General features: G+C 73.8%; 18 protein-coding genes. 9 read left to right on the top strand and 9 right to left on the bottom strand.

Features of this window, described 5'->3' with window-relative positions; all coding sequences use genetic code 11:
• Nucleotides 1-68 precede the first annotated feature (68 nt).
• The gene (locus tag DV701_RS07150; protein ID WP_114927698.1) at nucleotides 69-959 is read left to right on the top strand and encodes a pseudouridine synthase; all 891 of its coding nucleotides are present in this window, start codon (nucleotides 69-71) and stop codon (nucleotides 957-959) included.
• 14 nt (nucleotides 960-973) lie between these two features.
• Here the strand turns inward: DV701_RS07150 and DV701_RS07145 are convergent, their stop codons facing one another.
• Nucleotides 974-1,177, bottom strand: a complete 204-nt coding sequence (locus tag DV701_RS07145) for a hypothetical protein (protein ID WP_114927697.1) — start codon at nucleotides 1,175-1,177, stop codon at nucleotides 974-976.
• Nucleotides 1,178-1,259: 82 nt separating this feature from the next.
• On the opposite strand from DV701_RS07145, the gene DV701_RS07140 reads away from it, so the two are divergent.
• Nucleotides 1,260-1,502 (top strand): hypothetical protein, encoded by a 243-nt coding sequence (locus tag DV701_RS07140; protein ID WP_162802723.1) that lies wholly within the window; start codon nucleotides 1,260-1,262, stop codon nucleotides 1,500-1,502.
• Between the two features lie 199 nt (nucleotides 1,503-1,701).
• Nucleotides 1,702-3,570: a glycoside hydrolase family 15 protein gene (locus DV701_RS07135; protein ID WP_114927695.1), complete on the top strand. Its 1,869-nt coding sequence runs from the start codon at nucleotides 1,702-1,704 to the stop codon at nucleotides 3,568-3,570.
• On the opposite strand, the gene DV701_RS07130 is transcribed toward DV701_RS07135, so the two are convergent.
• Nucleotides 3,546-4,520 (bottom strand): acyl-CoA thioesterase, encoded by a 975-nt coding sequence (locus DV701_RS07130; RefSeq protein ID WP_114927694.1) that lies wholly within the window; start codon nucleotides 4,518-4,520, stop codon nucleotides 3,546-3,548. The genes DV701_RS07135 and DV701_RS07130 overlap by 25 nt on opposite strands.
• A gap of 81 nt (nucleotides 4,521-4,601) precedes the next feature.
• Here DV701_RS07130 and DV701_RS07125 point away from each other — a divergent pair, with 81 nt between their 5' ends.
• Together DV701_RS07125 and DV701_RS07120 are read left to right on the top strand one after the other, a co-directional pair.
• Nucleotides 4,602-5,090, top strand: coding sequence for an acyl-CoA thioesterase (locus tag DV701_RS07125; RefSeq protein WP_114930885.1), 489 nt, complete (start codon nucleotides 4,602-4,604; stop codon nucleotides 5,088-5,090).
• Nucleotides 5,087-5,743, top strand: coding sequence for a hypothetical protein (locus tag DV701_RS07120; RefSeq protein WP_114927693.1), 657 nt, complete (start codon nucleotides 5,087-5,089; stop codon nucleotides 5,741-5,743). The genes DV701_RS07125 and DV701_RS07120 overlap by 4 nt, the downstream gene beginning before the upstream one ends.
• 12 nt (nucleotides 5,744-5,755) lie before the next feature.
• Here DV701_RS07120 and DV701_RS07115 read toward each other — a convergent pair whose 3' ends face one another.
• Nucleotides 5,756-6,313 carry a winged helix-turn-helix domain-containing protein gene (locus DV701_RS07115; protein ID WP_228255268.1) on the bottom strand — a complete coding sequence of 186 codons (558 nt, stop codon included), beginning with the start codon at nucleotides 6,311-6,313 and terminating at the stop codon, nucleotides 5,756-5,758.
• Nucleotides 6,310-6,912 (bottom strand): hypothetical protein, encoded by a 603-nt coding sequence (locus DV701_RS07110; protein WP_114927692.1) that lies wholly within the window; start codon nucleotides 6,910-6,912, stop codon nucleotides 6,310-6,312. The genes DV701_RS07115 and DV701_RS07110 overlap by 4 nt, the downstream gene beginning before the upstream one ends.
• Nucleotides 6,913-7,000: 88 nt before the next feature.
• Between DV701_RS07110 and DV701_RS07105 the strand changes: the two genes are divergently transcribed.
• Complete coding sequence (locus DV701_RS07105) at nucleotides 7,001-8,401, top strand: MFS transporter (RefSeq protein WP_228255267.1); 1,401 nt, start codon at nucleotides 7,001-7,003, stop codon at nucleotides 8,399-8,401.
• Nucleotides 8,383-9,690, top strand: a complete 1,308-nt coding sequence (locus tag DV701_RS07100; RefSeq protein WP_114927691.1) for a hemolysin family protein — start codon at nucleotides 8,383-8,385, stop codon at nucleotides 9,688-9,690. The genes DV701_RS07105 and DV701_RS07100 overlap by 19 nt, the downstream gene beginning before the upstream one ends.
• 70 nt (nucleotides 9,691-9,760) lie before the next feature.
• On the opposite strand, the gene DV701_RS07095 is transcribed toward DV701_RS07100, so the two are convergent.
• The 4 genes from DV701_RS07095 to DV701_RS07080 are packed head-to-tail and all read right to left on the bottom strand — an operon-like array spanning nucleotide 9,761 to nucleotide 15,212.
• Nucleotides 9,761-11,452, bottom strand: a complete 1,692-nt coding sequence (locus DV701_RS07095; protein ID WP_114930881.1) for a glycoside hydrolase family 13 protein — start codon at nucleotides 11,450-11,452, stop codon at nucleotides 9,761-9,763.
• Nucleotides 11,453-11,504: 52 nt separating this feature from the next.
• Nucleotides 11,505-11,906: a globin gene (locus DV701_RS07090; protein WP_202863658.1), complete on the bottom strand. Its 402-nt coding sequence runs from the start codon at nucleotides 11,904-11,906 to the stop codon at nucleotides 11,505-11,507.
• Between the two features lie 25 nt (nucleotides 11,907-11,931).
• Entirely contained in the window at nucleotides 11,932-14,265 is a 2,334-nt protein-coding gene (locus DV701_RS07085) for a hypothetical protein (RefSeq protein WP_114927689.1), read from the bottom strand.
• A gap of 47 nt (nucleotides 14,266-14,312) precedes the next feature.
• A complete protein-coding gene (locus DV701_RS07080; RefSeq protein ID WP_114927688.1) occupies nucleotides 14,313-15,212 on the bottom strand; it encodes a mechanosensitive ion channel family protein in 900 nt (299 codons plus the stop codon).
• Nucleotides 15,213-15,362: 150 nt separating this feature from the next.
• Here DV701_RS07080 and malQ point away from each other — a divergent pair, with 150 nt between their 5' ends.
• Nucleotides 15,363-17,486: a 4-alpha-glucanotransferase gene (malQ, locus tag DV701_RS07075; protein WP_114927687.1), complete on the top strand. Its 2,124-nt coding sequence runs from the start codon at nucleotides 15,363-15,365 to the stop codon at nucleotides 17,484-17,486.
• Between the two features lie 9 nt (nucleotides 17,487-17,495).
• A complete protein-coding gene (locus DV701_RS07070; protein ID WP_114927686.1) occupies nucleotides 17,496-17,876 on the top strand; it encodes a hypothetical protein in 381 nt (126 codons plus the stop codon).
• Nucleotides 17,877-17,980: 104 nt separating this feature from the next.
• Here the strand turns inward: DV701_RS07070 and pepN are convergent, their stop codons facing one another.
• Nucleotides 17,981-20,557, bottom strand: a complete 2,577-nt coding sequence (gene pepN / locus DV701_RS07065; protein ID WP_114927685.1) for an aminopeptidase N — start codon at nucleotides 20,555-20,557, stop codon at nucleotides 17,981-17,983.
• Nucleotides 20,558-20,570 lie beyond the last annotated feature (13 nt).

Raw genomic sequence — 20,570 nt, 5'->3', positions numbered from 1 at the left:
TGCCGCGCCGCCGTCGGCCCGGGCCGCCGCTCCCTCCCCGGGACGGGCTCGGGCCGGCGCGCGTCCGGATGCCGCACGTCCACCGGTGCTCCGCGGAGCAGTCCTTCGCCACCGTGGTCGACTTCCTCCTCCACGTCACCGGCGACGAGGACGGGGTGTGGCGTCGCCTCCGCGCCGGTGAGGTGCTCCGGGGCGACGGCACCCGGGTGGGGGAGCGCACCCCGTACCGTGCGGGCGCGTCCGTCTACCTCTACCGGGACCTTCCCGTGGAGGCGGAGGTGCCCGGGGCGCTGACCGTGCTGCTGCACGACGAGGCGACCGGGCTGCTCGCGGTCGACAAGCCGCCCTTCCTGGCCACGATGCCGCGGGGCCGGCACGTCGCGCAGACCGCTGTCGTCCGGCTGCGCCGCGAGCTCGACCTGCCCGAGCTGTCGCCGATGCACCGGCTCGACCGGCTGACCAGCGGGGTTCTGCTGATGACGACCCGGCGCGAGGTGCGGGGCGCCTACCAGCGCATGGTCCAGGCAGGCGGGCTGGCCAAGACCTACCTCGCGCTGGCGCCGCTGCCCGACGACCTCGACCTGCCTGTCCTCGTGCGCAACCGGATGGTCAAGCAGCGCGGGGAGCTCCAGTGCGCGGTGGTGCCCGGCCAGGTCAACGCCCAGACTCTCGTGGAGCTGGACGAGGTCCTCGGCGCGGGGGCCGACGGGCGGCCGGTCGGCCGCTACCGACTGACGCCGACGACGGGGCGGACCCACCAGCTGCGCGTGCACCTCGCCGGGCTGGGCGTGCCGGTCCTGGGCGACCCGCTCTACCCGCGGGTGCGGGACGTCGCCCCGGACGACTTCTCCACGCCGCTGCAGCTGCTGGCCGCCGGGGTGTCCTTCACCGACCCGGTCAGCGGCGTCGGGCGGCACGTCGCCTCGCGGCGGGCCCTGCCTCTCACGCCGTCCGGCTGAGCCACCGACGGCCCCTACTTCCTTATGGCCCGTCGCCCGCTCAGCATGCCGAGCAGCGGCGAGCCGGCGCCGAGGAGGAAGCCGAGGTCGTACCAGTTGCCGACGCGGTCGACGTCGTAGACGGGGAAGCGGTCCCACGCGCCGAAGACGTGCGCGATCAGCACGACCCAGGCCGTGATGCCGTTCCAGAGTCCCCAGAGCAGGTCCTGCCACCACATACGACCATGCAAGCACGGGCGGCGCGGCTGGACCAGGGGGATGTCCCCCCTGTCCACGCGGGGCGGCACCAGTCTGGCGCGCATGACGCAGCCCCGGGTCCTGTGCGCCACCTGCGGCGTCGAGAACGACAGCGGCGAGGAGGTCTGCACGGTCTGCGCCGACGAGCGCCAGTACCTCCCGTCCGGCGGCCAGCGGTGGACGACGCTGGCCGAGCTGGCGGCCGGGGGCTGCCGGGTCGAGGTCATCGAGCGCGATGCTCGTGCGCACCGACGGCGGCAACCTGCTCTGGAGGCGCCCGGCTTCCTCGACGACGCGGCTGGGTGACGTTCATGCGGTCCTACCCCAACGCCATACCCCTCTCCGCGGTGGTGGTCGCCCGGGTCGCCCGCGCGGTGGACGGGCTGACCTTCGAGCGGCTCTACGCGCTACGTCTCCTGGGTCCGCGGCGACCACGACGACCTCGCCTGAGCGGCGTGGGCCGGGCGCCCGCGCGCACCGGTGCGCCTCCTGAGACGATGGGCAGATGCCCGAGGATGCTGCTGACCCCACGCCGACCCCGATCGGCGACTACGCCTTCATCGGCGACCTGCGCACCGCCGCGCTGATCTCGCCGGAGGGCTGCCTGGACTGGCTCTGCCTGCCGCGCTTCGACTCACCGTCGGTGTTCACCGCGCTGCTGGGCACCCGGGACAACGGCCGCTGGCGGATCGGCGTCGTCGACGGCGAGGTCGAGGAGCGCAGCTACGTCGGCGACAGCTTCGTGCTGCGCACCACGTGGAGCGCGCCGCGCGGGCGGGCGGAGTCGCTGGACTTCATGCCGGTCGACGGGACGCGCTCGGACGTGGTCCGCCGGGTGCGCTGCACCGAAGGGACCGTCGACGTCGACCACGAGCTGTGCATCCGCTTCGCCTACGGCAAGATCGTGCCGTGGGTGCACCGGGTGCCGGCCAGCCGGGACGACGGGCGCGAGGAGCAGGTGCTCTACGCCGTCGGCGGCCCGTCCGCGCTGGCGCTGCACGGTCCGCTGCCGCAGGCGGTGCCAGGAGAGCGACGCCACGCTGCGCGGCATACCCTGCGGGCGGGGGAGGAGCTGACCTGGGTGCTCACGGGGCAGGACTCCTGGCGCGAGGTGCCGACCGCGATCGACGTGGAGCAGCACCTGGAGGACACGCTCGCGGACTGGCGGGACTGGGCGCGTCCGATCGAGGTGCGCGGGCCGTGGGCGCAGCAGGTCCGGCGCTCGCTCCTCGTGCTGCGCGCGCTGACCCATACCGACACCGGCGGCATCGTCGCGGCGGCGACCACGTCCCTGCCGGAGGACCTCGGCGGCAGCCGCAACTGGGACTACCGCTTCACCTGGCTGCGCGACTCGGCGCTGACCCTGGAGGCGATGATGGCGCACGGCTTCGACGGTGGCGCCGCCGCCTGGCGCGCGTGGCTGCTGAGGGCGGTCGCCGGCGACCCCCAGGACCTGCTCATCATGTACGGGCTCGGCGGGGAGCGGGACCTCGTCGAGCGCGAGCTGGACCACCTCCCCGGCTACGCCGGGTCGCGGCCCGTGCGGGTCGGCAACGGCGCGGTCGGGCAGTACCAGGCCGACGTCGTCGGGGAGGTCCTCATCGCGCTCGGCCAGCTGCGGGACAGCGGCGAGCAGGAGGACCGCTACTCCTGGGGCCTGCAGCTGGCGATGCTCGAGCTGCAGATCCGGCGTTTCGACCACCCCGACCACGGCATCTGGGAGATGCGCGGCGACCCGCACTTCTTCACCCACGGCCGGGTGATGATGTGGGCCGGCTTCGACCAGGCGATCCGTGGGGTGGAGGAGCACGGCCTCGACGGCGACGTCGAGCGGTGGAAGGAGCTGCGCGAGAAGCTGCGGCGCGAGGTCGAGGAGCAGGGGGTCGGGCCGGACGGGGCCTTCCGGCAGACCTACGACAACGACGAGGTCGACGCCTCCCTGCTGCAGATCCCGCAGACCGGCTTCTGCGACTACGACGACCCCCGGATGCTCGCCACGGTGGAGCGGATCGAGAAGGAGCTGGTCGGCGACGGGGGGATGGTGCACCGCTACCGCACCAGCCACGGCACCGACGGCCTGCCCGGCGACGAGGGGTCCTTCCTCATCTGCAGCTTCTGGCTGGTGGAGCAGTACGCCCACACCGACCGGCTCGACGACGCCGAGGAGCTGATGGAGCGGCTGGTCGGCATCGCCGACGGACTGGGCCTGCTCGCCGAGGAGTACGACCACGGCACCGGCCAGATGCTCGGCAACTACCCGCAGGCGTTCAGCCACCTCGGCCTGATCCGCGCCTCGGACGCCATCTCGGTCTGCCGCGGCAGCGTGGAGGCCGAGCGGCACGGCGGACGCTACGGCACCTCGGCGCGCACCTGAGGCGAGGGCGCTGCGCCCTTCATCCGGACCATGCCCTCCTGGGCGACCGTGGCGAGCAGGCGGCCGTCGGTGGCGAACATGTGGCCCAGCCCGAGCCCCCGGCCCGAGCCGGCCGACGGCGAGGACTGGGTGTAGAGCAGCCACTGGTCGGCCCGCGCCGGACGGTGGAACCACATCGCGTGGTCGAGGCTGGCGGGACGCAGGCGGGGGTCGGCCCAGCCGATGCCGTGCCGGCGCAGGATCGGCTCGAGCAGCACGTAGTCGGAGGCGTAGGCCAGCACCGCGGCATGCAGCAGGTCGTCGTCGGGCAGGTCCTGCTGGACCTTCATCCACACCGCCTGCTCCGCCGGGCCGGGCTCGGCCGGGCCGAGCAGCAGGCGCTCCACGTGCCGGACGTCGACCGCCTGCCGGTGCGCCCGGTGCTGGGCGACGGGGTGGTCGATCTTGGCCAGGACCTCCCGGTCCGAGCGCAGCGTCTCGGGGTCCGGCGCCGACGGCATGGGCAGGTCGTGCTCCAGACCCTGCGCCGGCTCCTGGAAGGAGGCCGTCATCGACAGCAGGATGCGGCCCTCCTGCATGGCGTGCACCCGTCGCGCGGAGAAGCTGCGCCCGTCACGCATCCGCTCCACGACGAACTCGATCGACTGCTTGTCGTCGCCGGGGCGCAGGAAGTAGGCGTGCATGGAGTGGATGGCACGCTCCAGGCCGCTCTCGTCGGGCTCGACCGTGCGGCCCGCCGCGATCACCGACTGGGCCAGCACCTGCCCGCCGAAGGCGCGGCCGTGCGGCTGGGGCTGGCTGCGGCCGCGGAAGACGTCACCGGCGACGGCACCCAGGTCGATCGACAGCCCCTCCGGCGCGGCGGCGTGGATGGTAGTCGGCCCCTCCCACGACAGGTCGAGCACGTCGAGGAGGTCGTCGATCGGGTCGAGGTCGGGTCCGTCGCTCACCCGGCAGAGCGTAGTCGGCGGGAAGGCCCGCGGCGGACCCAGGTGAGCCGGACCGGGGCCGGCGGCGACACAATGGGCCGCATGAGCCCGCTGCCCGAGGTCCCCGCCGCCGCCGGCGTCTACCCGATCACCGTGCGGTGGTCCGACATGGACGCCTACCGGCACGTCAACAACGTGCAGTACCTGCGGCTCTTCGAGGAGGCGCGCGTCTACGCCTTCAAGGACTGGTTCGGGGCGGACCGCGACCTCATCGACGAGGGCCTGCTCGTGGTCTCCCAGGCGATCGACTACCTGGTCCCGATGGAGTTCGCCTACGCGCCGGCCCGGGTCGCGATCTGGTGCAGCGGGACGGGCGCGGCCTCCTTCGACCTGGGGTATGCCGTGGCCGGGCCGGAGGGGGACGACACCGTCTACGCGCGGGGGCGGGTGACGCTGGTGGCCTACGACCTTCTCGAGCAGCGCCCACGACGCCTCGGGGAGGCCGAGCGGGAGGTCCTGGGCACCGTCCGCGGCGAGCCGCCGGCGCTGCGCGGCGACCGGTCCGCGGCCGGGAGCAGGGGGCACCGGTGAGCCCCTCGCGGCACGCCACCCTGACCTTCACCGACGCCGAGTCCCTGCTCGACCTGTCGACCTTCGTCAGCCGCGCCCGGGCCTACGACGCGACCGGTGCGGTCCGGCTCCAGGCCGTGGGTGCCGTCCTGGCCGCGTGGGTCAGCGTCCTGCCGGGGCGGGACCTGGTGGGCACCGGCGCAGTCCTCGGCCTGCGCACGACGCCGCTGGAGGGGCACCACGAGCTCGACGCGACCGTGCTGCTGGCCGCCCTGACCGACCGCTTCGCCCGCCGGTCGGTCACCCAGGACACCAGCACCGTGCTCGCGGTGCCGCCGGCGACGGTGAGCCCGCCGTGGAGCGGCGTCATGCCGCCGCGCGCGGGCTGGGAGCCGGTCGGGCAGATCTCCTCCACGAGCCTGCTGTCCGCCGCGCGCACCGGCGTGGCCGAGGTCGCCGAGGGGACGCCGGACACCGCCGGAGGACCGGCTGTCGCGGCGCTGCGGGCGGCCGTGTGGGGCCGCCCGCTCGAGCACGACGTCCCGGCCGGGGCCGGCCTGGCCGCGCTGGCCCTCGGTTTCGCCGCGGAGTCCCAGCCCCAGCAGGCGAGCGTGCACCGCAGCGGTCCCTGGACCCGGGTGAGCCTGCCCGCCGGCTACGTCGTCTGCAGGTAGGGCTGCGGTGCCTCAGCGGCCCGTGCGGCGCTGGCTGGTGTCGGGGTGCAGCGAGAGGAAGAAGGACCACGGCTGGGCGTCGGGGTCGCGAGGGCGGTCGTGGAACTCCATGATCAGCGCGTGGAGCCGGTCCCGGAACTCCTCCATCTGCTCCTCGGGCAGGCGCAGGCCGAGCCTGGTCATCGCGCCCCGCTCATCCTCGGGCACGAGCGCGATCTCGGCCAGGAAGGCCTCGAGCATCGAGCTGGCGCCCACCGGGCTGCGGGTGTACCACGACTTGCCGGTCGCCCGGTAGGGGATCTCGCGGGCCCCGCGCCGTCCCCGGCGGACCTCCAGCGCCTCGAGGAAGCCGGTGTCGACCAGGGTGCGCACGTGGTGCAGGCAGGTGGCGGGGTTGAGGTCGAGCGCCTCGGCGATCTCCCGGTTGGTCAGCGGCTCGTCGAGCGTGGCCCGCAGGATCCGCAGCCGCACCCCGGAGGCCAGCGCCCTGGCCTCGGCGTCGGTGGCGTCGCGGTGCTCGTGCAAGCCCGCGGGCGGTCCGCCCGCGACGTCGTCCCCCGCCCCGGTCACGGCGCCACCGCCCCGGAGCGTCGGAAGAGCTCGGCGAGGAGGGCGGCATACCCGCGGGCGTCGTCGATGGCGCGGTGGCTGTGCGGCACGTCGCCGTACCACTCGGGAGGCAGGGTGTGGGGGGAGATCTCACCGACCGGGCGACCGGTGACCGCGGCGGCGTAGCTGCGGATGCACACCGCGCCGTGGTCGAAGAGCGGGTTGGTCTCGTAGGGACCGGAGACCACGCCGCAGCGGGTGAACCGCCGCAGGTAGTAGTCCATCCAGATCCCGTCGAAGATGATCGGCGAGGCCGCGAAGGCCCTCGGTCGGGGGAGCCCCCGCACCCAGGACACCCAGCGGTCGAGCACCTGCGGGACCGGCTCGGGGTCGGTGGTCGCGGCGGCCCAGGCCTCCGGGTGCGTCTGGAACCAGGCGTAGGTGTCCGGGTCGGGCGCCGCGCCGGGCAGCGGCTCGAGCACCGCCTCGAACTCGTCGTGCACCGAGCCGTCCGCGCCGACCGCCACCGAGGCGAGGGCGAGCATCGAGCTCGGCCCGGGCCAGGGGCCGTCGACCTCCACGTCGGTGACCACGTAGAGCCAGGGGTCGTCGCTGCTCACGAGCCTCACCCTAGCAGTGATTGACAAAACCCAACCGGTGTTCCACGATAGTGGTCGGCAAGGGCCGATCACTCAAGGCAGGACCGCCGTGGACCGTGCACCCAGCACCGCAGCACCCAGCACCGCCGCAGCGACGCACCGACGCACCCTGTTGCGCCACCACGACTTCCGCCAGCTGTGGATGGGCGACACGGTGTCGGTCTTCGGTGTGCAGTTCGTCGGCTTCGCCCTCCCGCTGCTGGCCGTCCAGCTCCTGCACGCGGACGCCTTCGAGATGGGGGTGCTGGCGATGCTGGAGTCGCTGGCCTTCCTGCTCATCAGCCTGCCGGCCGGCGCCTGGGTCGACCGCTGGCGCAAGAAGCGCGTCATCGTCGCCGGTGACCTGCTGCGCGCCGCCCTGCTCGTGACGATCCCGGCGGCCTGGCTGCTCGACGTGCTGACGATGGGCCAGCTGTTCGTGGTGGCCTTTGCGGTGGGCTGCATCACCGTCTTCTTCGACGTCGCCAACCAGTCCTACCTGCCCGAGATCGTCGAGGGCGAGCAGATCAGCGAGGGCAACGGCAAGCTGCAGGCCAGCCAGCAGACCGCACACGTGGCCGGGCCCGCCGCCGCCGCGGCGCTGGTCCGCCTCGTCGGCTCGCCGCTGACCATCCTCGCCACCGCGGTCTGCATGGCTCTGTCCTCGCTCTTCGTCAGCCGGATCCGGCACCGCGAGCAGCGCCCCGACCCGGCGGCCCGACGGCCCCTGGTGGAGGAGATCAAGGAGGGCCTGGCCTTCGTCCTGCGCCATCCCCTGCTGCGCCGGATCGTCGCCTGCACCGGCACCTCCAACCTCGCCTCCTCGGCGGTCTTCGCGCTCTTCGTCCTCTACGTCGTCCGCACCCTCGGCCTGTCGGAGACCACCCTCGGCCTGGTCCTGTCCCTCGGCGCCGTCGGCGGCCTGCTCGGCGCGGTGAGCTCGGACCGCTTCGGCCGGCTCGTCGGCGAGGGCCGCGCCATCCCGCTGTCCGCGCTGCTGGGCGGCCTGACCATGCTGGCCATCCCGCTGGCCTCGGTGCTGCCGGCCGTGCCGACCCTGCTCGTCGGCAACTTCCTGCTCTCCTGGTCGGTCGTCGTCTACAACATCGCCCAGGTCAGCTTCCGCCAGCGGCTGTGCCCCAAGCCGCTGCTGGGGCGGATGAACGCCTCGATCCGCTTCCTGGTCTGGGGCCCGATGCCGATCGGCGCGCTGCTCGGGGGGTGCTCGGCCGGGGCCTGGGCATCGTGCCGACGCTGTGGCTCTTCTCCGCCGTCTCCATCCTCGCCGCGGTGCCGGTGCTCCTCTCCCCGCTGCTGGGGATGCGCGAGCTGCCGCGGTCGCTGGACGCGCTCGCCGGTGACCAGAAGGACGCTCCGGCCACGGCGAGCGGGCCGACGGAGCAGGAGACGGACCCGCTCGACTGAGCTGCACCACCCCATACCCTTCTCGGTATGGACGCCACCCTCCTGACCAACATCGCGCTCGTCCTGCTGTTCGTGCTCATCGGCGGCGTCTTCGCGGCGACCGAGATGGCGATCGTCTCCCTGCGTCCCAGCCAGGTCGACCAGATCGAGCGCGCGGGCGGCAGCGGGCCGCGCATCGCCAAGCTCGTCCGCGACCCCAACACCTTCCTCTCCGCGGTCCAGGTCGGCGTGACCGTCGCCGGGTTCTTCTCCTCGGCCTTCGGCGGTGCCACGATCGCTCCCTACGTCTCCCGGTGGCTGCAGTCGGCCGGTCTGGGCACGGGCGTCGCGGACCCCCTCGCGCTGGTGCTCATGACGCTCATGATCGCCTACCTCTCGCTGGTGCTCGGGGAGCTGGCGCCCAAGCGGCTGGCGATGCAGAGGTCGGCGGGGTTCACCAAGGTGCTGGCCCCGCCGCTCGGGTTCTTCGCGACCGCGCTCAAGCCGGTCATCTGGCTGTTGTCGGTATCGACCAACGCGGTCGTCCGGCTGCTCGGCGGCGATCCCGGTGGCAGCGGTGAGGAGATGTCGATCGAGGAGCTGCGCCGCGTCGTCGAGGACAACAGCGGGCTGCGGCCCTACAGCAGGGAGATCCTCTCCGACGTCTTCCGGGCCTCCGAGCGCACCCTCGGCGACGTCCTCCGGCCCCGCCCGGACGTGGAGTTCCTCCACGCCGGCCAGAGCGTGGCGGAGATCGAGGAGTTCCTGCGCACCTCCACCCACAGCCGCTACCCGGTGATCGCGCGGACCGTCGACGACGTCGTCGGCTTCGTCCACATCCGTGACCTGCTCACCGTCGACGAGGACGAGCGCGCCGGGGTGCGGGTCGGCGACCTGGCCCGCGAGATCGTCGCGATGCCGGTCACCAAGCCGGTCCTACCAGCGCTGCACGCGCTGCGCGCGGACCAGCAGCACCTGGCCCTCGTCGTCGACGAGCACGGCGGCACCGAGGGGATCGTCACGATCGAGGACCTCATCGAGGAGCTGGTCGGCGAGATCTACGACGAGTACGACACCGGCCTCGACCCGGAGGACTCGCTCGTCCAGGAGGGCGGCAGCGCCCGCGTCTCCGGCGGGCTCATCGTCGAGGAGCTCGAGGACGCCCTTGAGCTGAACCTGCCGCACGGTTCCTACGAGACCGTGGCCGGACTGGTGCTGGCGCTGCTCGGCCGGGTCGCCAGTGAGGGCGACGAGGTCGAGGTCGACGGCGTCCGGCTGCGCGTGGTGAGGATGGAGGGTATGCGGATCCGCGAGGTCGAGGTCACCCGCGAGGCACCCTCGGAGCAGGAGCAGTAGGAACGTCAGGCAGCTGTGTCAGGCGCTGCCGGGGCTCCCACCCCGGGGCTGCCTGACACAGCGGCCTGACTCAGGCCAGCCACGCGGTGCAGTCCTGCGGGAGCAGCCCGTCCTCGAGACGGCCGCTGGTGAGCAGCACCTCGAGACCCTCCGGCAGCGCGACCGGGTCGGCGCCCAGGTTGGTCAGCACGGTCAGCGCACGGCCGCCGGGGCGGCTGTTCGTGAAGGCCACCACGGCCGGGTCGTAGCCCCCGAGCCACTCCAGCTCGCCCATGCCGAGGTCGTCCTCGCGGCGGAGGCGCAACATCGTGCGGTAGAGCTCGAGGGTCGAGCCGGCCACGCCCTCCTGGCGGTCCACCGCCAGCGGCCCGTAGACCAGCGGCTGGGGCAGCCAGCTGCGCTCCTGCGGCGAGAAGCCGTAGGCGGGGGCGTCGGCCACCCAGGGCACCGGCACCCGGCAGCCGTCACGCCCGGTCTCCTCGCCCTTGGTGCGCCGGAACGCCGGGTCCTGCCGGGCGCGGGCCGGCAGGGCGGTGTGGTCGGGCAGGCCGAGCTCCTCGCCGTTGTAGAGGTAGGCGCTGCCGGGCAGGGCCAGCATGAGCGCGGTCGCGGCCCGGGCCCGGCGCAGGCCCAGCACGGAGTTGGGCTGCTCGTCGCCCGGTCCGATGCCGTTGGGGCGATGGGTGCCGACGGGCAGCCCCAGGCGCGAGGCGTGGCGCACCACGTCGTGGTTGGACAGCACCCAGGTCGTCGGGGCGCCGACGGCGCCCGCCTCGACCAGCGACTCCTCGATCACCTCGCGCAGGTCCTCGGCGCGCCACGCGGTCTCCAGGAAGTGGAAGTTGAACGCCTGGTGCATCTCGTCCTCGCGCACGAAGCGCATGGTGCGCCGCTGGTGCGGCAGCCATGCCTCGGCGACGAGGATCCGCTCGCCCGTCCCTGGCGCGCTCTGCCCGTAGGAGTCGAGGACCTCGCGCCAGCCGCGGTAGACCTCGTGCACCTCGTCCTGGTCCCACATCGGCCCGAGGTTGGCGTGCGCGGCGTCGTCGGCGGCGCCGGCCATCACCGCCCGCTCGTTCCAGTCCGGCAGCCCCTCGGCCTTGATCAGCGAGTGGGCCACGTCGACCCGGAAGCCGTCGACGCCGCGGTCCAGCCAGAAGCGCAGGATGGCGTGGAACTCCTCCACCACCTCCGGGTTGCGCCAGTCGAGGTCGGGCTGCTTGTCGTCGAAGAGGTGCAGGTACCACTGCCCGGGCGACCCGTCGGCCTCGGTGACGCGCGTCCAGGCGATGCCGCCGAAGACCGACCTCCAGTTGTTCGGCGGCTGCCCGCCGTCCTCGCCCCTGCCGTCGCGGAAGACGTAGCGCGCCCGCTCCGGCGACCCGGGCGCCGCGGCCAGCGCGGCCCGGAACCACGCGTGCTCGTCACTGGTGTGGTTGGGCACCAGGTCGACGATCACCCGGATCCCCAGCTCGTGCGCCCGCGCGAGCAGCGCGTCGGCGTCGGCGAGCGACCCGAAGAGAGGGTCGACGTCGCGGTAGTCGGCCACGTCATACCCGGCGTCCGCCATGGGGGAGACGTAGAACGGGCTGATCCAGATCGCGTCCACGCCCAGCTCCGCCAGGTAGGGCAGGCGCGAGGCGATGCCCGGCAGGTCGCCCACGCCGTCGCCGTCGCTGTCGGCGAAGCTGCGCGGGTAGACCTGGTAGATGACGGCGTGGCGCCACCAGGGCGCGTCGGTCGCGGAGAAGTGGGAGGTCATGGTCGCCCAGGGTATGCGGTGCGCCCGGGGCGGGCGCACACCAGCGCCGTGCTCACTCCTCGAGGGCGTTGACCATCGCCTCGGCGGCCCGGTCCATGTAGTCGCGCATCATGAGCTCGTCGCTCGCGCTCAGCCGGTCGCCGATGCTGTCGATGGCGGCGTGCATGTGCCGCAGCCACCGGTCGCGCTGGGTCGGCGTCACCCGGTAGGGGACGTGCCGCATCCGCAGGCGCGGGTGGCCGCGGGTCTCCTGGTAGGTGCTGGGCCCGCCCCAGTACTGCTCGAGGAAGAGCCGGAGCCGGTCCTCGGCCGGGCCGAGGTCCTCCTCCGGATAGATCTCCCGCAGGGGCGGGTCGCCGGCGACGCCCAGGTAGAACTCGTGGACGAGCCGGCGGAAGGTCTCGTGGCCGCCGACGCGCTCGTAGAACGTCGTGGTGTCGGTCTGCTGGGTCACGTGGTCCAGTGTCTCAGGGGCCCGCTCAGCCGGGAGCCAGCACCTCCACGGTGAACTCCTCGTAGTCCTCCACCACGACGGTCAGCTCGCGCTCGGCCTCGCCCTCGGAGAAGGTCAGGTCGACCTCGGAGACGACCGGCTCGTCGGTCCAGCTCGACCACCATCCGCCGGAGTCCCACAGGTTGTCCGCGTCGTGGTCGCCGATCAGGAAGCGGATCCGGCCCCGGCCCTCCGTCGTGACCCGGGCCGCGACCGGGCCGTGGGCGGGCAGGTCCAGGCTCGCGCTGCCGTCCTCGAGGTCCTCGGGACCGATGACGGCCAGGGGCTGGACGCCGGGGTAGCTGGCGGTCGGGGGCGGCTCGGCCCCCACGGTCCACGAGCCGGGCGGCACGGAGGCGGTGGCGAAGTCGAAGTCCTCGTAGGGCACGGGCTCGTAGACGAGCAGCAGGGCCTCGCCCCCGTCGGGGACCGCCGGGGCCGAGGCGTGGAGCGCGCCCCCGCCGTCGAGGGGGAGCCGCTGGCCCCAGCCCTGCTGCAGGGACTGCAGGCCGGAGGCGACGTCGGAGGCCAACCACAGCTCGACCGCCTGCCCGCCGCGGTCGACGACACCTGTCCAGCCCCACATCACGATCCCTGGCCGGTCGGCCGGCAGGACGCCCACGGCCGCCAGCGGACCGGTCGTCGCGGAGGCGCCCAGCAGCTCGCGACGATGGCCGTCGAGAGGCAGCCGCCAGGCGCCGACCAGGCGGTGGCCCCCGACCAGGGCAGGTGCCCGCGGCGCTTGCTCGGCCTGCACCGGACCGGTGTCGACCCGCACCCTCGCCGCGTCGAGGACCGCGACCTGGAGATGCTCCTCCATGTTCTCGACGACGACCTCGACGGTGACCGTGGCGCGCTCGCCCGGCGCCGGCCGGACGGCGTCGGGCAGGTCGAAGGTCCGAACCTCCCCGGGCACCCAGGCCAGCCACCTGCCCCAGCGCAGGTCGGCCTGCTGCGTGCGCCAGTCCGGCCGGTCGGGCTGCGAGCCTTCGGGGCCGCCGTCGCGTGCCAGCCGTTCCCGCGCCGCCCTCACGTCCCCGTCGTCCGTCGCCGGCGCGCCACCCACGTCCACCGCCACCGCACCGGAGCGCCCGACCCAGACCCGGACCGCGCTGTCGTGCCCCACCTCGACGGACACGGGCCGCAGCGCACGGCGTCCCGGGCCGTAGTCAGGTGTCGGCACCGTGTCCGTCGGGTCCAGCACGACGCTGCCCTCCGGGGCCTCAGGGGCGTCGCCCAGGCTGCCGCGGGGTAGCGGTGCGTCGGCGGAGCCGGCCTCGTTGTAGATCGCGAGGGTGGCCCCCCCGCCGGGCGGCAGGTCGCCCTCGAGCCGGACCTGTCCGGATCCGCCCGGAGGCAGGGGCACGAGCCCGGTGACGGGTGGGGACCCGTCGCGGCCCGCGCAGGGCAGCGGGACCTCGTCCGCGCCCACGGCGAGCGTCGCCGAGGGCACGGTGAGGTGGGCGTCCTGCGCCGGCGGCATGTCGCACCAGAGCACGGCGAAGCTGGCGTCGGCGTTCATCGGCGCCGGCCAGGAGACCTCCTGGGCAGGGTCGCGGGCACCGAGGGCGAGGACCCTGGCCACCGCCAGCCCCGTCGCCGCCCGGGGTGGCTCGCCGTCCTCGTCCAGCTTCCAGCCGGCGGCGGTGAGGTCGGGGCGCGGGCCGTCGTCGGGTCCCGCCGTCACCGACGGCCGGTCCTCGGCCTCGTCCGGGCCGCCGGTCACGGCGGCCCAGCCGGCCAGCACCGCGAGCGGGACGGCCGCCGCCACGAGCCACCGCCACCGTCTGCGGTCCCCGCCCGAGGTCGGTGGGGTCGCCACCCGCAGCTCGTCGTCGAGCTCCCGGGTCAGGTCGGCGCCGGTCAGCGCGTGCTGGTCGGCGACCGCGGCCAGGGCGGTCCCGAGGCCGGGCGCCGCGGGGACGAGGGCGTCGACCCGATGCGGGCGGACGCCGACGGCCCGCGCGACCGACGCCGTGTCCCAGTCCTCCACCAGGCGCAGGACCGAGGCCGCACGGGCCCGTGGGCGCAGCGTCCGCAGGAGGTCACCGGCGTCCCGTGCCCGGCTCGGCTCGGCTCGCTCCCGACGGCGCGGCGCGGTGCGCAGGTAGAGGCGGACGAGGTCGACCCCGAGCTGAGGTTCCTGTGCCGCCGGTGCCTGGTCGCCGGCGGCCAGGAGAGTGCGGGCGACGAGGGCGGTGGCGGCGTCGGTGCTGCCGCTGAGCATCGCGGCGAGGCGGTGCAGGTGGGCACCGTGGGTGGCGGCGAGCGCCGGGGCGGCGTCCCCCGACGCGTGCCCGGTCGCCGACCTCCCCGTCATGGGGGCAAGTCTGGCACGGGGAGGACCCGCGCCAGAGGGCGTCAGGCCTACGCGCCGTGGTAGGGCGGGAGGGTCGGGCCGCGCACCCCGGCCCGGTCGAAGGCCTCCTTGGCGCGCTCGCGGATCTCCCGGGGTATGGCGTACTGCTCGCCCGGCCGGGTCTTGGCGAAGACGCGCAGGGTCATGGTCCCGCCGGTGACGGACTCGACCCCGGCGACCGACGGGGTCTCGAGCAGCCTGTCGGACCAGTCTGGGTCCTGGGCCACCTTGGCGACCACCTGCTCCAGGATCGGCAGCACCCGGCGCGGCTCCTCGTCGTAGGCGACCGGCACGTCGATCGTGGCCATCGCCCAGCCCTGGCTCTTGTTGCCGATCCGCACGATCTCGCCGTTGCGGATGAACCAGACGACGCCGCTGGCGTCCCGTAGCCGGGTGACGCGCAGGGACACCTCCTCCACGGTGCCGACCGCCTCGCCGGTGTCGACGACGTCGCCCACGCCGTACTGGTCCTCGATGATCATGAAGATCCCCGACAGGAAGTCCTTGACCAGCGACTGGGCGCCGAAGCCGAGGGCCACGCCGCCGATGCCGGCCGAGGTCAGCAGCGGCGCCAGCGGCACCCCCAGCTCGGCCATCACGGTCAGCAGCGCGATGGTCCCGATGACGAAGGTGGCGATGCTGCGCAGCAGCGAACCCATCGTCAGGGCGCGCTGTCGCCGGCGTTCCAGGTCCGTCCCGGCCGCCCGGTCCAGCATCCGCTCGAAGCTGGTGCGCTCGTGGTCGTCGGCGCGCTCCGCCGCGCGCTGGACGAGCGAGCGGATCGAGCGGTGCACCAGCCAGCGCACCACGACGGCGGCCAGCAGCACGAGCAGGATGCGCAGGGGAGCTCCCGCCAGCCAGGCCAAGAAGCTGTCCCAGCCGTCGAAGGGGGCGCGGAGCATCTGCATACCCCCATTAGACAGGAGGAGGTGCTGGTCGCCGGGGGACGTGCAGCTTCCCGCGTGTGGGTGCCCGACCACGGCGGCGGGCCTGAGAGACTAGGCGTCGACGTCCGACGCCCGTCCCGCTCCCGCCCCGTACCCATGGAAAGGTCGACCGTGACCGAGCTGACCCCCCGCCTGACCGAGCTGGCCCACGCCCACGGCGTCGCCACGCAGTTCTGGGACTGGCAGGGCCGCCACACGGAGGTCTCGACGCAGACCGTGGTCGCCGTCCTGGCCGCACTCGGGGTGGACGTCGCCGACGAGGAGGGCGTCGAGCGTGCGCTGGCCGAGGCCGAGCTGCGGCCCTGGCGACGCGTGCTGCCGCCGGTGGTCGTCACGGTGCAGGGCACGGCGCCCGAGGTCCCGGTGCACGTGGCCCGGGGGGTGCGCTTCGAGGCCCGGCTGGTGCTCGAGGACGGCACCGAGCGCGAGCTCGGGGCAGCGGGACAGCCGCAAACCCGTGAGGTGGACGGCGAGCCGGTGGCGCGGGTCCTGCTCGACGTCGGGGACGACCTGCCGCTGGGCTGGCACACCGTGCGGGCCACCTGCGGCGAGCGCACCCGCACCATGCCGCTGGTCGTCACGCCCGCCGCCCTCGTGCTGCCCGAGGCGCTCGCGGGGGACGGCGCGCAGTCGTGGGGGCTGATGACCCAGCTCTACGCGATGCGCTCGGCCGAGTCCTGGGGGATCGGCGACCTCGCCGACCTGGGCGACGCCGGTGCCTGGGCGGCCGGCATGGGTGCCGACTTCGTGCTGGTCAACCCGCTGCACGCGGCCGAGCCGGTGCCGCCCGTCGAGCCCTCGCCCTACCTGCCGACCAGCCGGCGCTTCGTCAGCCCCCTCTACATCCGGGTCGAGGACGTGCCCGAGGTCGGCTACCTGTCCGCCGCCGAGCGGCAGCTGGTCGAGTGGCACTCCGACGACGCCCGCGCCTACCTCGACCTCGACTTCATCGAGCGGGACGCGGTGTGGATGGCCAAGGAGGCCGCGCTGCGGATGATCTTCCGCCAGCGGCGCTCGCTGCGGAGGGCACGCTCCTTCCACGCCTTCGTCGAGCGGGAGGGGGAGGGCCTGGTCGACTTCGCCACCTGGTGCGCGCTGTGCCAGCTCCACGGGACCTCCTGGCGGCAGTGGCCCGAGGAGCTGCAGGACCCGCGCTCGGCCGCGGTCGAGACCTTCCGCGAGAAGCACGCCGAGGAGGTCGAGTTCCACCTGTGGCTGCAGTGGATCCTCGACGACCAGCTCGCCCGGGTGCAGCGCGACCTGCTCGACACCGGTATGTCGCTCGGCGTCCTCGCCGACCTGGCCGTCGGGGTGCACCCCGACGGCGCCGACGCCTGGTCCCTCGGCTCGGCGCTGGCGCGCGGCGTGACCGTCGGTGCCCCGGCCGACCAGTACAACCAGGTGGGCCAGGACTGGAGCCAGCCGCCGTGGCGGCCGGACGAGCTGGCCGAGCTGGGCTACGCGCCCTACCGCGACATGGTGCGGGCGGCGCTGCGGCACAGCGGCGGGCTGCGCGTCGACCACGTGCTCGGGCTCTTCCGGCTGTGGTGGATCCCGCAGGGGATGAAGCCGTTCCAGGGCACCTACGTGCGCTACGACCACGAGGCGATGATCGGCATCCTGCTGCTCGAGGCGCACCGCGCCGGGTCCGTCGTCATCGGGGAGGACCTCGGGACCGTCGAGCCGTGGGTGCGTGACTACCTGCGCGACCGGGGCGTGATGGGGACCTCGATCCTGTGGTTCGAGCGCGACTGGGACGGCGACGGCGGCCTGCTGGACCCGGAGCAGTGGCGCGAGCTGTGCCTGGCGACCGTGACCACCCACGACCTGCCGCCGACCGCGGGCTACCTCGAGGGCGTGCACGTCGAGCTGCGCCACCGCCTCGGGCTGCTCGAGCGCAGCCTGGAGGAGGAGCAGGCGGAGGACGCGCGCTCCCGCGAGGAGGTCCTGGCCGACCTGCGCCGCCGTGGTCTGCTGCGCGAGGGCGGCGGCGTCCCCCAGCAGGTGGAGGCGCTGCACTCCTTCCTCACCCGCACCCCGGCACGGCTCGTCGGCGTGAGCGTCAGCGACCTGGCCGGCGACAAGCGGGTCATCAACCAGCCGGGCACCGACGAGGAGTACCCCAACTGGCGGGTGCCGCTCGCCGGCCCCGACGGCAGCCGGGTGCTCCTCGAGGAGCTGTTCACCTGGCGCTCCGCGCGGCGCCTGGCCCGCACCGCCAGCCAGGACGACTAGGGCCTGACGATGCCCTGGTCACCCCCCGACGGGCCCGAGGAGCGCGACCCGCGCCTCGACCCCTACCGCGACCGCGCCGGGGTCGTCCTCGACGAGGTCGGTCAGGAGGTGGCGCGGGTCTTCCTGCGCGCCGAGACCTCCTGGCTGCGCACCTCCGGGCACCTGTGGTGGTCCACCTGGTCCCCGCCCCACGAGTCGATGCGCGTGTGGGTGCGCGACGACACCGGCCGGGTCACCGAGCGGATCTCCGCCGGCGCCGAGCTGGAGCGCGACCTGGCGGAGTGGACCCGCGACGTCTTGACGACGACCGACGGGACCTATCGGGTGACCTGGCTGGACGACGAGGCCTCCTCCCGGGAGCGGCTGGAGACGTTCGGGCTCGAGGACTGACCTGCGACCGGACCGGTGCGACTGCCCTGGTTCGGTCGATGGTTCGCTCACCCGACCGACCGAACGGGCGCGAGTGCCCCGGTCCGGTCGGCGAGCCCCCTCGCTCAGCCGCGAGCGTCGGCCGCCTGCGCCCGGACGGCGCGGGCGACGGCGTCGCGGTTCTCGGCGAGGGTTCGGCGCAGGGAGCTGGGCACGTCGGGGTGCGCGGCCAGCCACGCCTCGGTGGTGTCGCGCAGCTGCGGCGTAGCCACGGCGAGAGGGTAGAACCCGGTGGCCAGCGACTCTGCGATGTGGTGGGTCCGCTCGCCCCAGACCCGCTCGATGACCTCGTGGTAGCGGGCCACGTAGGGCTCGAGCAGCTCGCTGTCGTGCACCCAGCCGAAGCCGAGGGCCATCGCCGCCAGCACCGAGTTGGACAGGCCGTCCTGCTCGACGGCAGCCACCCAGGCCGCCTCCTTGGCCTCCGGGGTGGGCAGCGCCGCGCGGGCCCTGGCGGCCCGCTCCCGACCGGTGGCGGTGTTGTCCCGCTCTAGCTCCGCGGCGACCTGCTCCTCCTCGGCGGCCCCGGCGGCGGCGAGCGAGGTCAGCAGGGTCCAGCGCATGTCCTGGTCCAGCTCCAGGCCCTCCAGGACCTGACCGCCGTCCAGCAGCGCGCGGATGCGGGCGACGTCCTCCTCCGAGCGGGCCAGCGCCGCCCACGCGGTGACCAGCTGCAGCTGCGCGTCGCTGCCCGGTCCGGCCGCCTCGGCGGCGGCGCGCACGCCGGCGGTCAGCTCGGCCACCACCTCGGCCCGGTGCTCCGGCGCCGTGTAGGTCAGCGCGGCCGTCGTCACCTGCTGCACGAGCACCCGCAGCAGCGTCGAGTCGCTCTCGCCGGGCAGCGCCCGGAGCACCAGCCGGACATAGTCGGTGGCCGGCATCTCGCCGTCGCGGGTCATGTCCCACGCGGCGCCGAGCACGAGGGCCCGGGGGAGGGACTGCTCGAACGCCCGCACGTGCTGCAGCGCGGTCGCCAGCGAGCGCTCGTCCAGTCGGATCTTGGCGTAGGCCAGGTCGTCGTCGTTGACCAGGAGCAGGTCCGGCACCGGCCGGCCCACCAGGCCGCTCACCTCGGTGCGCTCCCCGTCGACGTCGAGCTCCACGCGGTGCGTGCGCACCAGCGCGCCGTCGACGAGGTCGTAGCAGCCGACCGCCAGCCGGTGCGGGCGCAGCGTCGGGTGCTCGGCCGGCGCGGTCTGCACGACCGACAGCGCCGAGATGGTCCCGTCCTCACCGACCGACACCTGCGGCGTCAGCGTGTTGACCCCGGCGGTCTCCAGCCACAGCTCCGACCAGCCGCGCAGCTCGCGCCCGGAGGTCTTCTCCAGCTCCACGAGCAGGTCGGTCAGGGTGGTGCTGCCCCACGCGTGGTGGGCGAAGTAGGCCCGCAGCCCGTCCCGGAACGGCTCGCGACCGACATACGCGACCAGCTGCTTGAGAACCGAGGCGCCCTTGGCGTAGGTGATGCCGTCGAAGTTCACCTCGACCGCGGCCAGGTCGACCATGTCCGCGGCGACCGGGTGGGTGGTCGAGAGCTGGTCCTGCTTGTAGGCCCACGCCTTCTCCGAGGTGCCGAAGGTCGTCCACGCGTCCGTCCACCGGGTGGCCTCGGCCTGGCAGGTCGTCGAGGCCCACTCGGCGAAGGACTCGTTGAGCCACAGGTCGTCCCACCACCTCATCGTGACCAGGTCGCCGAACCACATGTGCGCCAGCTCGTGCAGGATGGTCAGCGCCCGGCGCTCGACGATCGCCTCGCTGACCTTGGAGCGGAAGACGTAGCTCTCCACGATGGTCACGCAGCCGGCGTTCTCCATCGCGCCCATGTTGTACTCCGGCGTGAAGATCTGGTCGTACTTGCTGAACGGGTAGGGCTGGTCGAACTCCTCCTCGAAGAAGGTGAACCCCTGCTTGGTCACCTCCAGGATGTTGTCGGCGTCGAGGTATGGGGTGAGGCTGCGTCGGCAGAACACGCCCAGGGGGACCTCGCCCGCGCGGGTGGCGACGCGCTCGCGCACCACGTCGTAGGGCCCGGCGACGAGCGCGGTGATGTAGGAGGAGATGCGCGGGGTCGCGGCGAACTCCCAGCGCGCCGCCTCGACCTCGCTCGTGCCGTCGAGGGTCCCGGTGCCGGCCGGCGCGGGCTCGGGGGTCGGCTCGTTGGAGATGACCTGCCAGTGGGCCGGTGCGGTCACGGTGAAGGCGAAGGTGGCCTTGAGGTCGGGCTGCTCGAACACGGCGTACATCCGGCGGCTGTCCGGGACCTCGAACTGGCTGTAGAGGTAGACCTCGCCGTCCGCCGGGTCGACGAACCGGTGCAGGCCCTCGCCGGTGTTCATGTAGTCGCCGGTGGCCACGACGGTCAGCTCGTTGTCCGCGGCGAGGTCGGGCAGGGCGATCCGGCCCTCGGTCCACAGCTGCGCCGGGTCCAGCTCGCGGCCGTTGAGCACGACGGACTCCACGGAGCGCCCCACGAAGTCGATCCAGGTCTGCGCGCCCGGCTCGGCGCAGGTGAAGCGCACGGTGCTCGTGGTGCGGAACGTCTCCGGGCCCGTGGTCAGGTCGAGCGCCACCTGGTAGGACTCGGTGGCGATGAGCTGTGAACGCTGAGTCGCCTCGTCGCGGGTCAGGTTCGTTCCGGGCATGCGGCGACCTCCT

The organism is Ornithinimicrobium avium (genome assembly GCF_003351765.1).
GTDB lineage: Bacteria > Actinomycetota > Actinomycetes > Actinomycetales > Dermatophilaceae > Ornithinicoccus > Ornithinicoccus avius.
This window is presented reverse-complemented; position numbering and strand designations above follow the sequence as displayed.

Coding starts and splice junctions, on each gene's coding strand:
- DV701_RS07140 (WP_162802723.1), top strand. CDS start 1,260: ATGACGCAGCCCCGGGTCCTGTGCGCCACCTGCGGCGTCGAGAACGAC.
- DV701_RS07085 (WP_114927689.1), bottom strand. CDS start 14,265: ATGACGGGGAGGTCGGCGACCGGGCACGCGTCGGGGGACGCCGCCCCG.
- DV701_RS07125 (WP_114930885.1), top strand. CDS start 4,602: ATGAGCCCGCTGCCCGAGGTCCCCGCCGCCGCCGGCGTCTACCCGATC.
- DV701_RS07145 (WP_114927697.1), bottom strand. CDS start 1,177: ATGTGGTGGCAGGACCTGCTCTGGGGACTCTGGAACGGCATCACGGCC.
- DV701_RS07135 (WP_114927695.1), top strand. CDS start 1,702: ATGCCCGAGGATGCTGCTGACCCCACGCCGACCCCGATCGGCGACTAC.
- pepN (WP_114927685.1), bottom strand. CDS start 20,557: ATGCCCGGAACGAACCTGACCCGCGACGAGGCGACTCAGCGTTCACAG.
- DV701_RS07070 (WP_114927686.1), top strand. CDS start 17,496: ATGCCCTGGTCACCCCCCGACGGGCCCGAGGAGCGCGACCCGCGCCTC.
- DV701_RS07095 (WP_114930881.1), bottom strand. CDS start 11,452: ATGACCTCCCACTTCTCCGCGACCGACGCGCCCTGGTGGCGCCACGCC.
- DV701_RS07100 (WP_114927691.1), top strand. CDS start 8,383: ATGGACGCCACCCTCCTGACCAACATCGCGCTCGTCCTGCTGTTCGTG.
- DV701_RS07080 (WP_114927688.1), bottom strand. CDS start 15,212: ATGCAGATGCTCCGCGCCCCCTTCGACGGCTGGGACAGCTTCTTGGCC.
- DV701_RS07150 (WP_114927698.1), top strand. CDS start 69: ATGCCGCACGTCCACCGGTGCTCCGCGGAGCAGTCCTTCGCCACCGTG.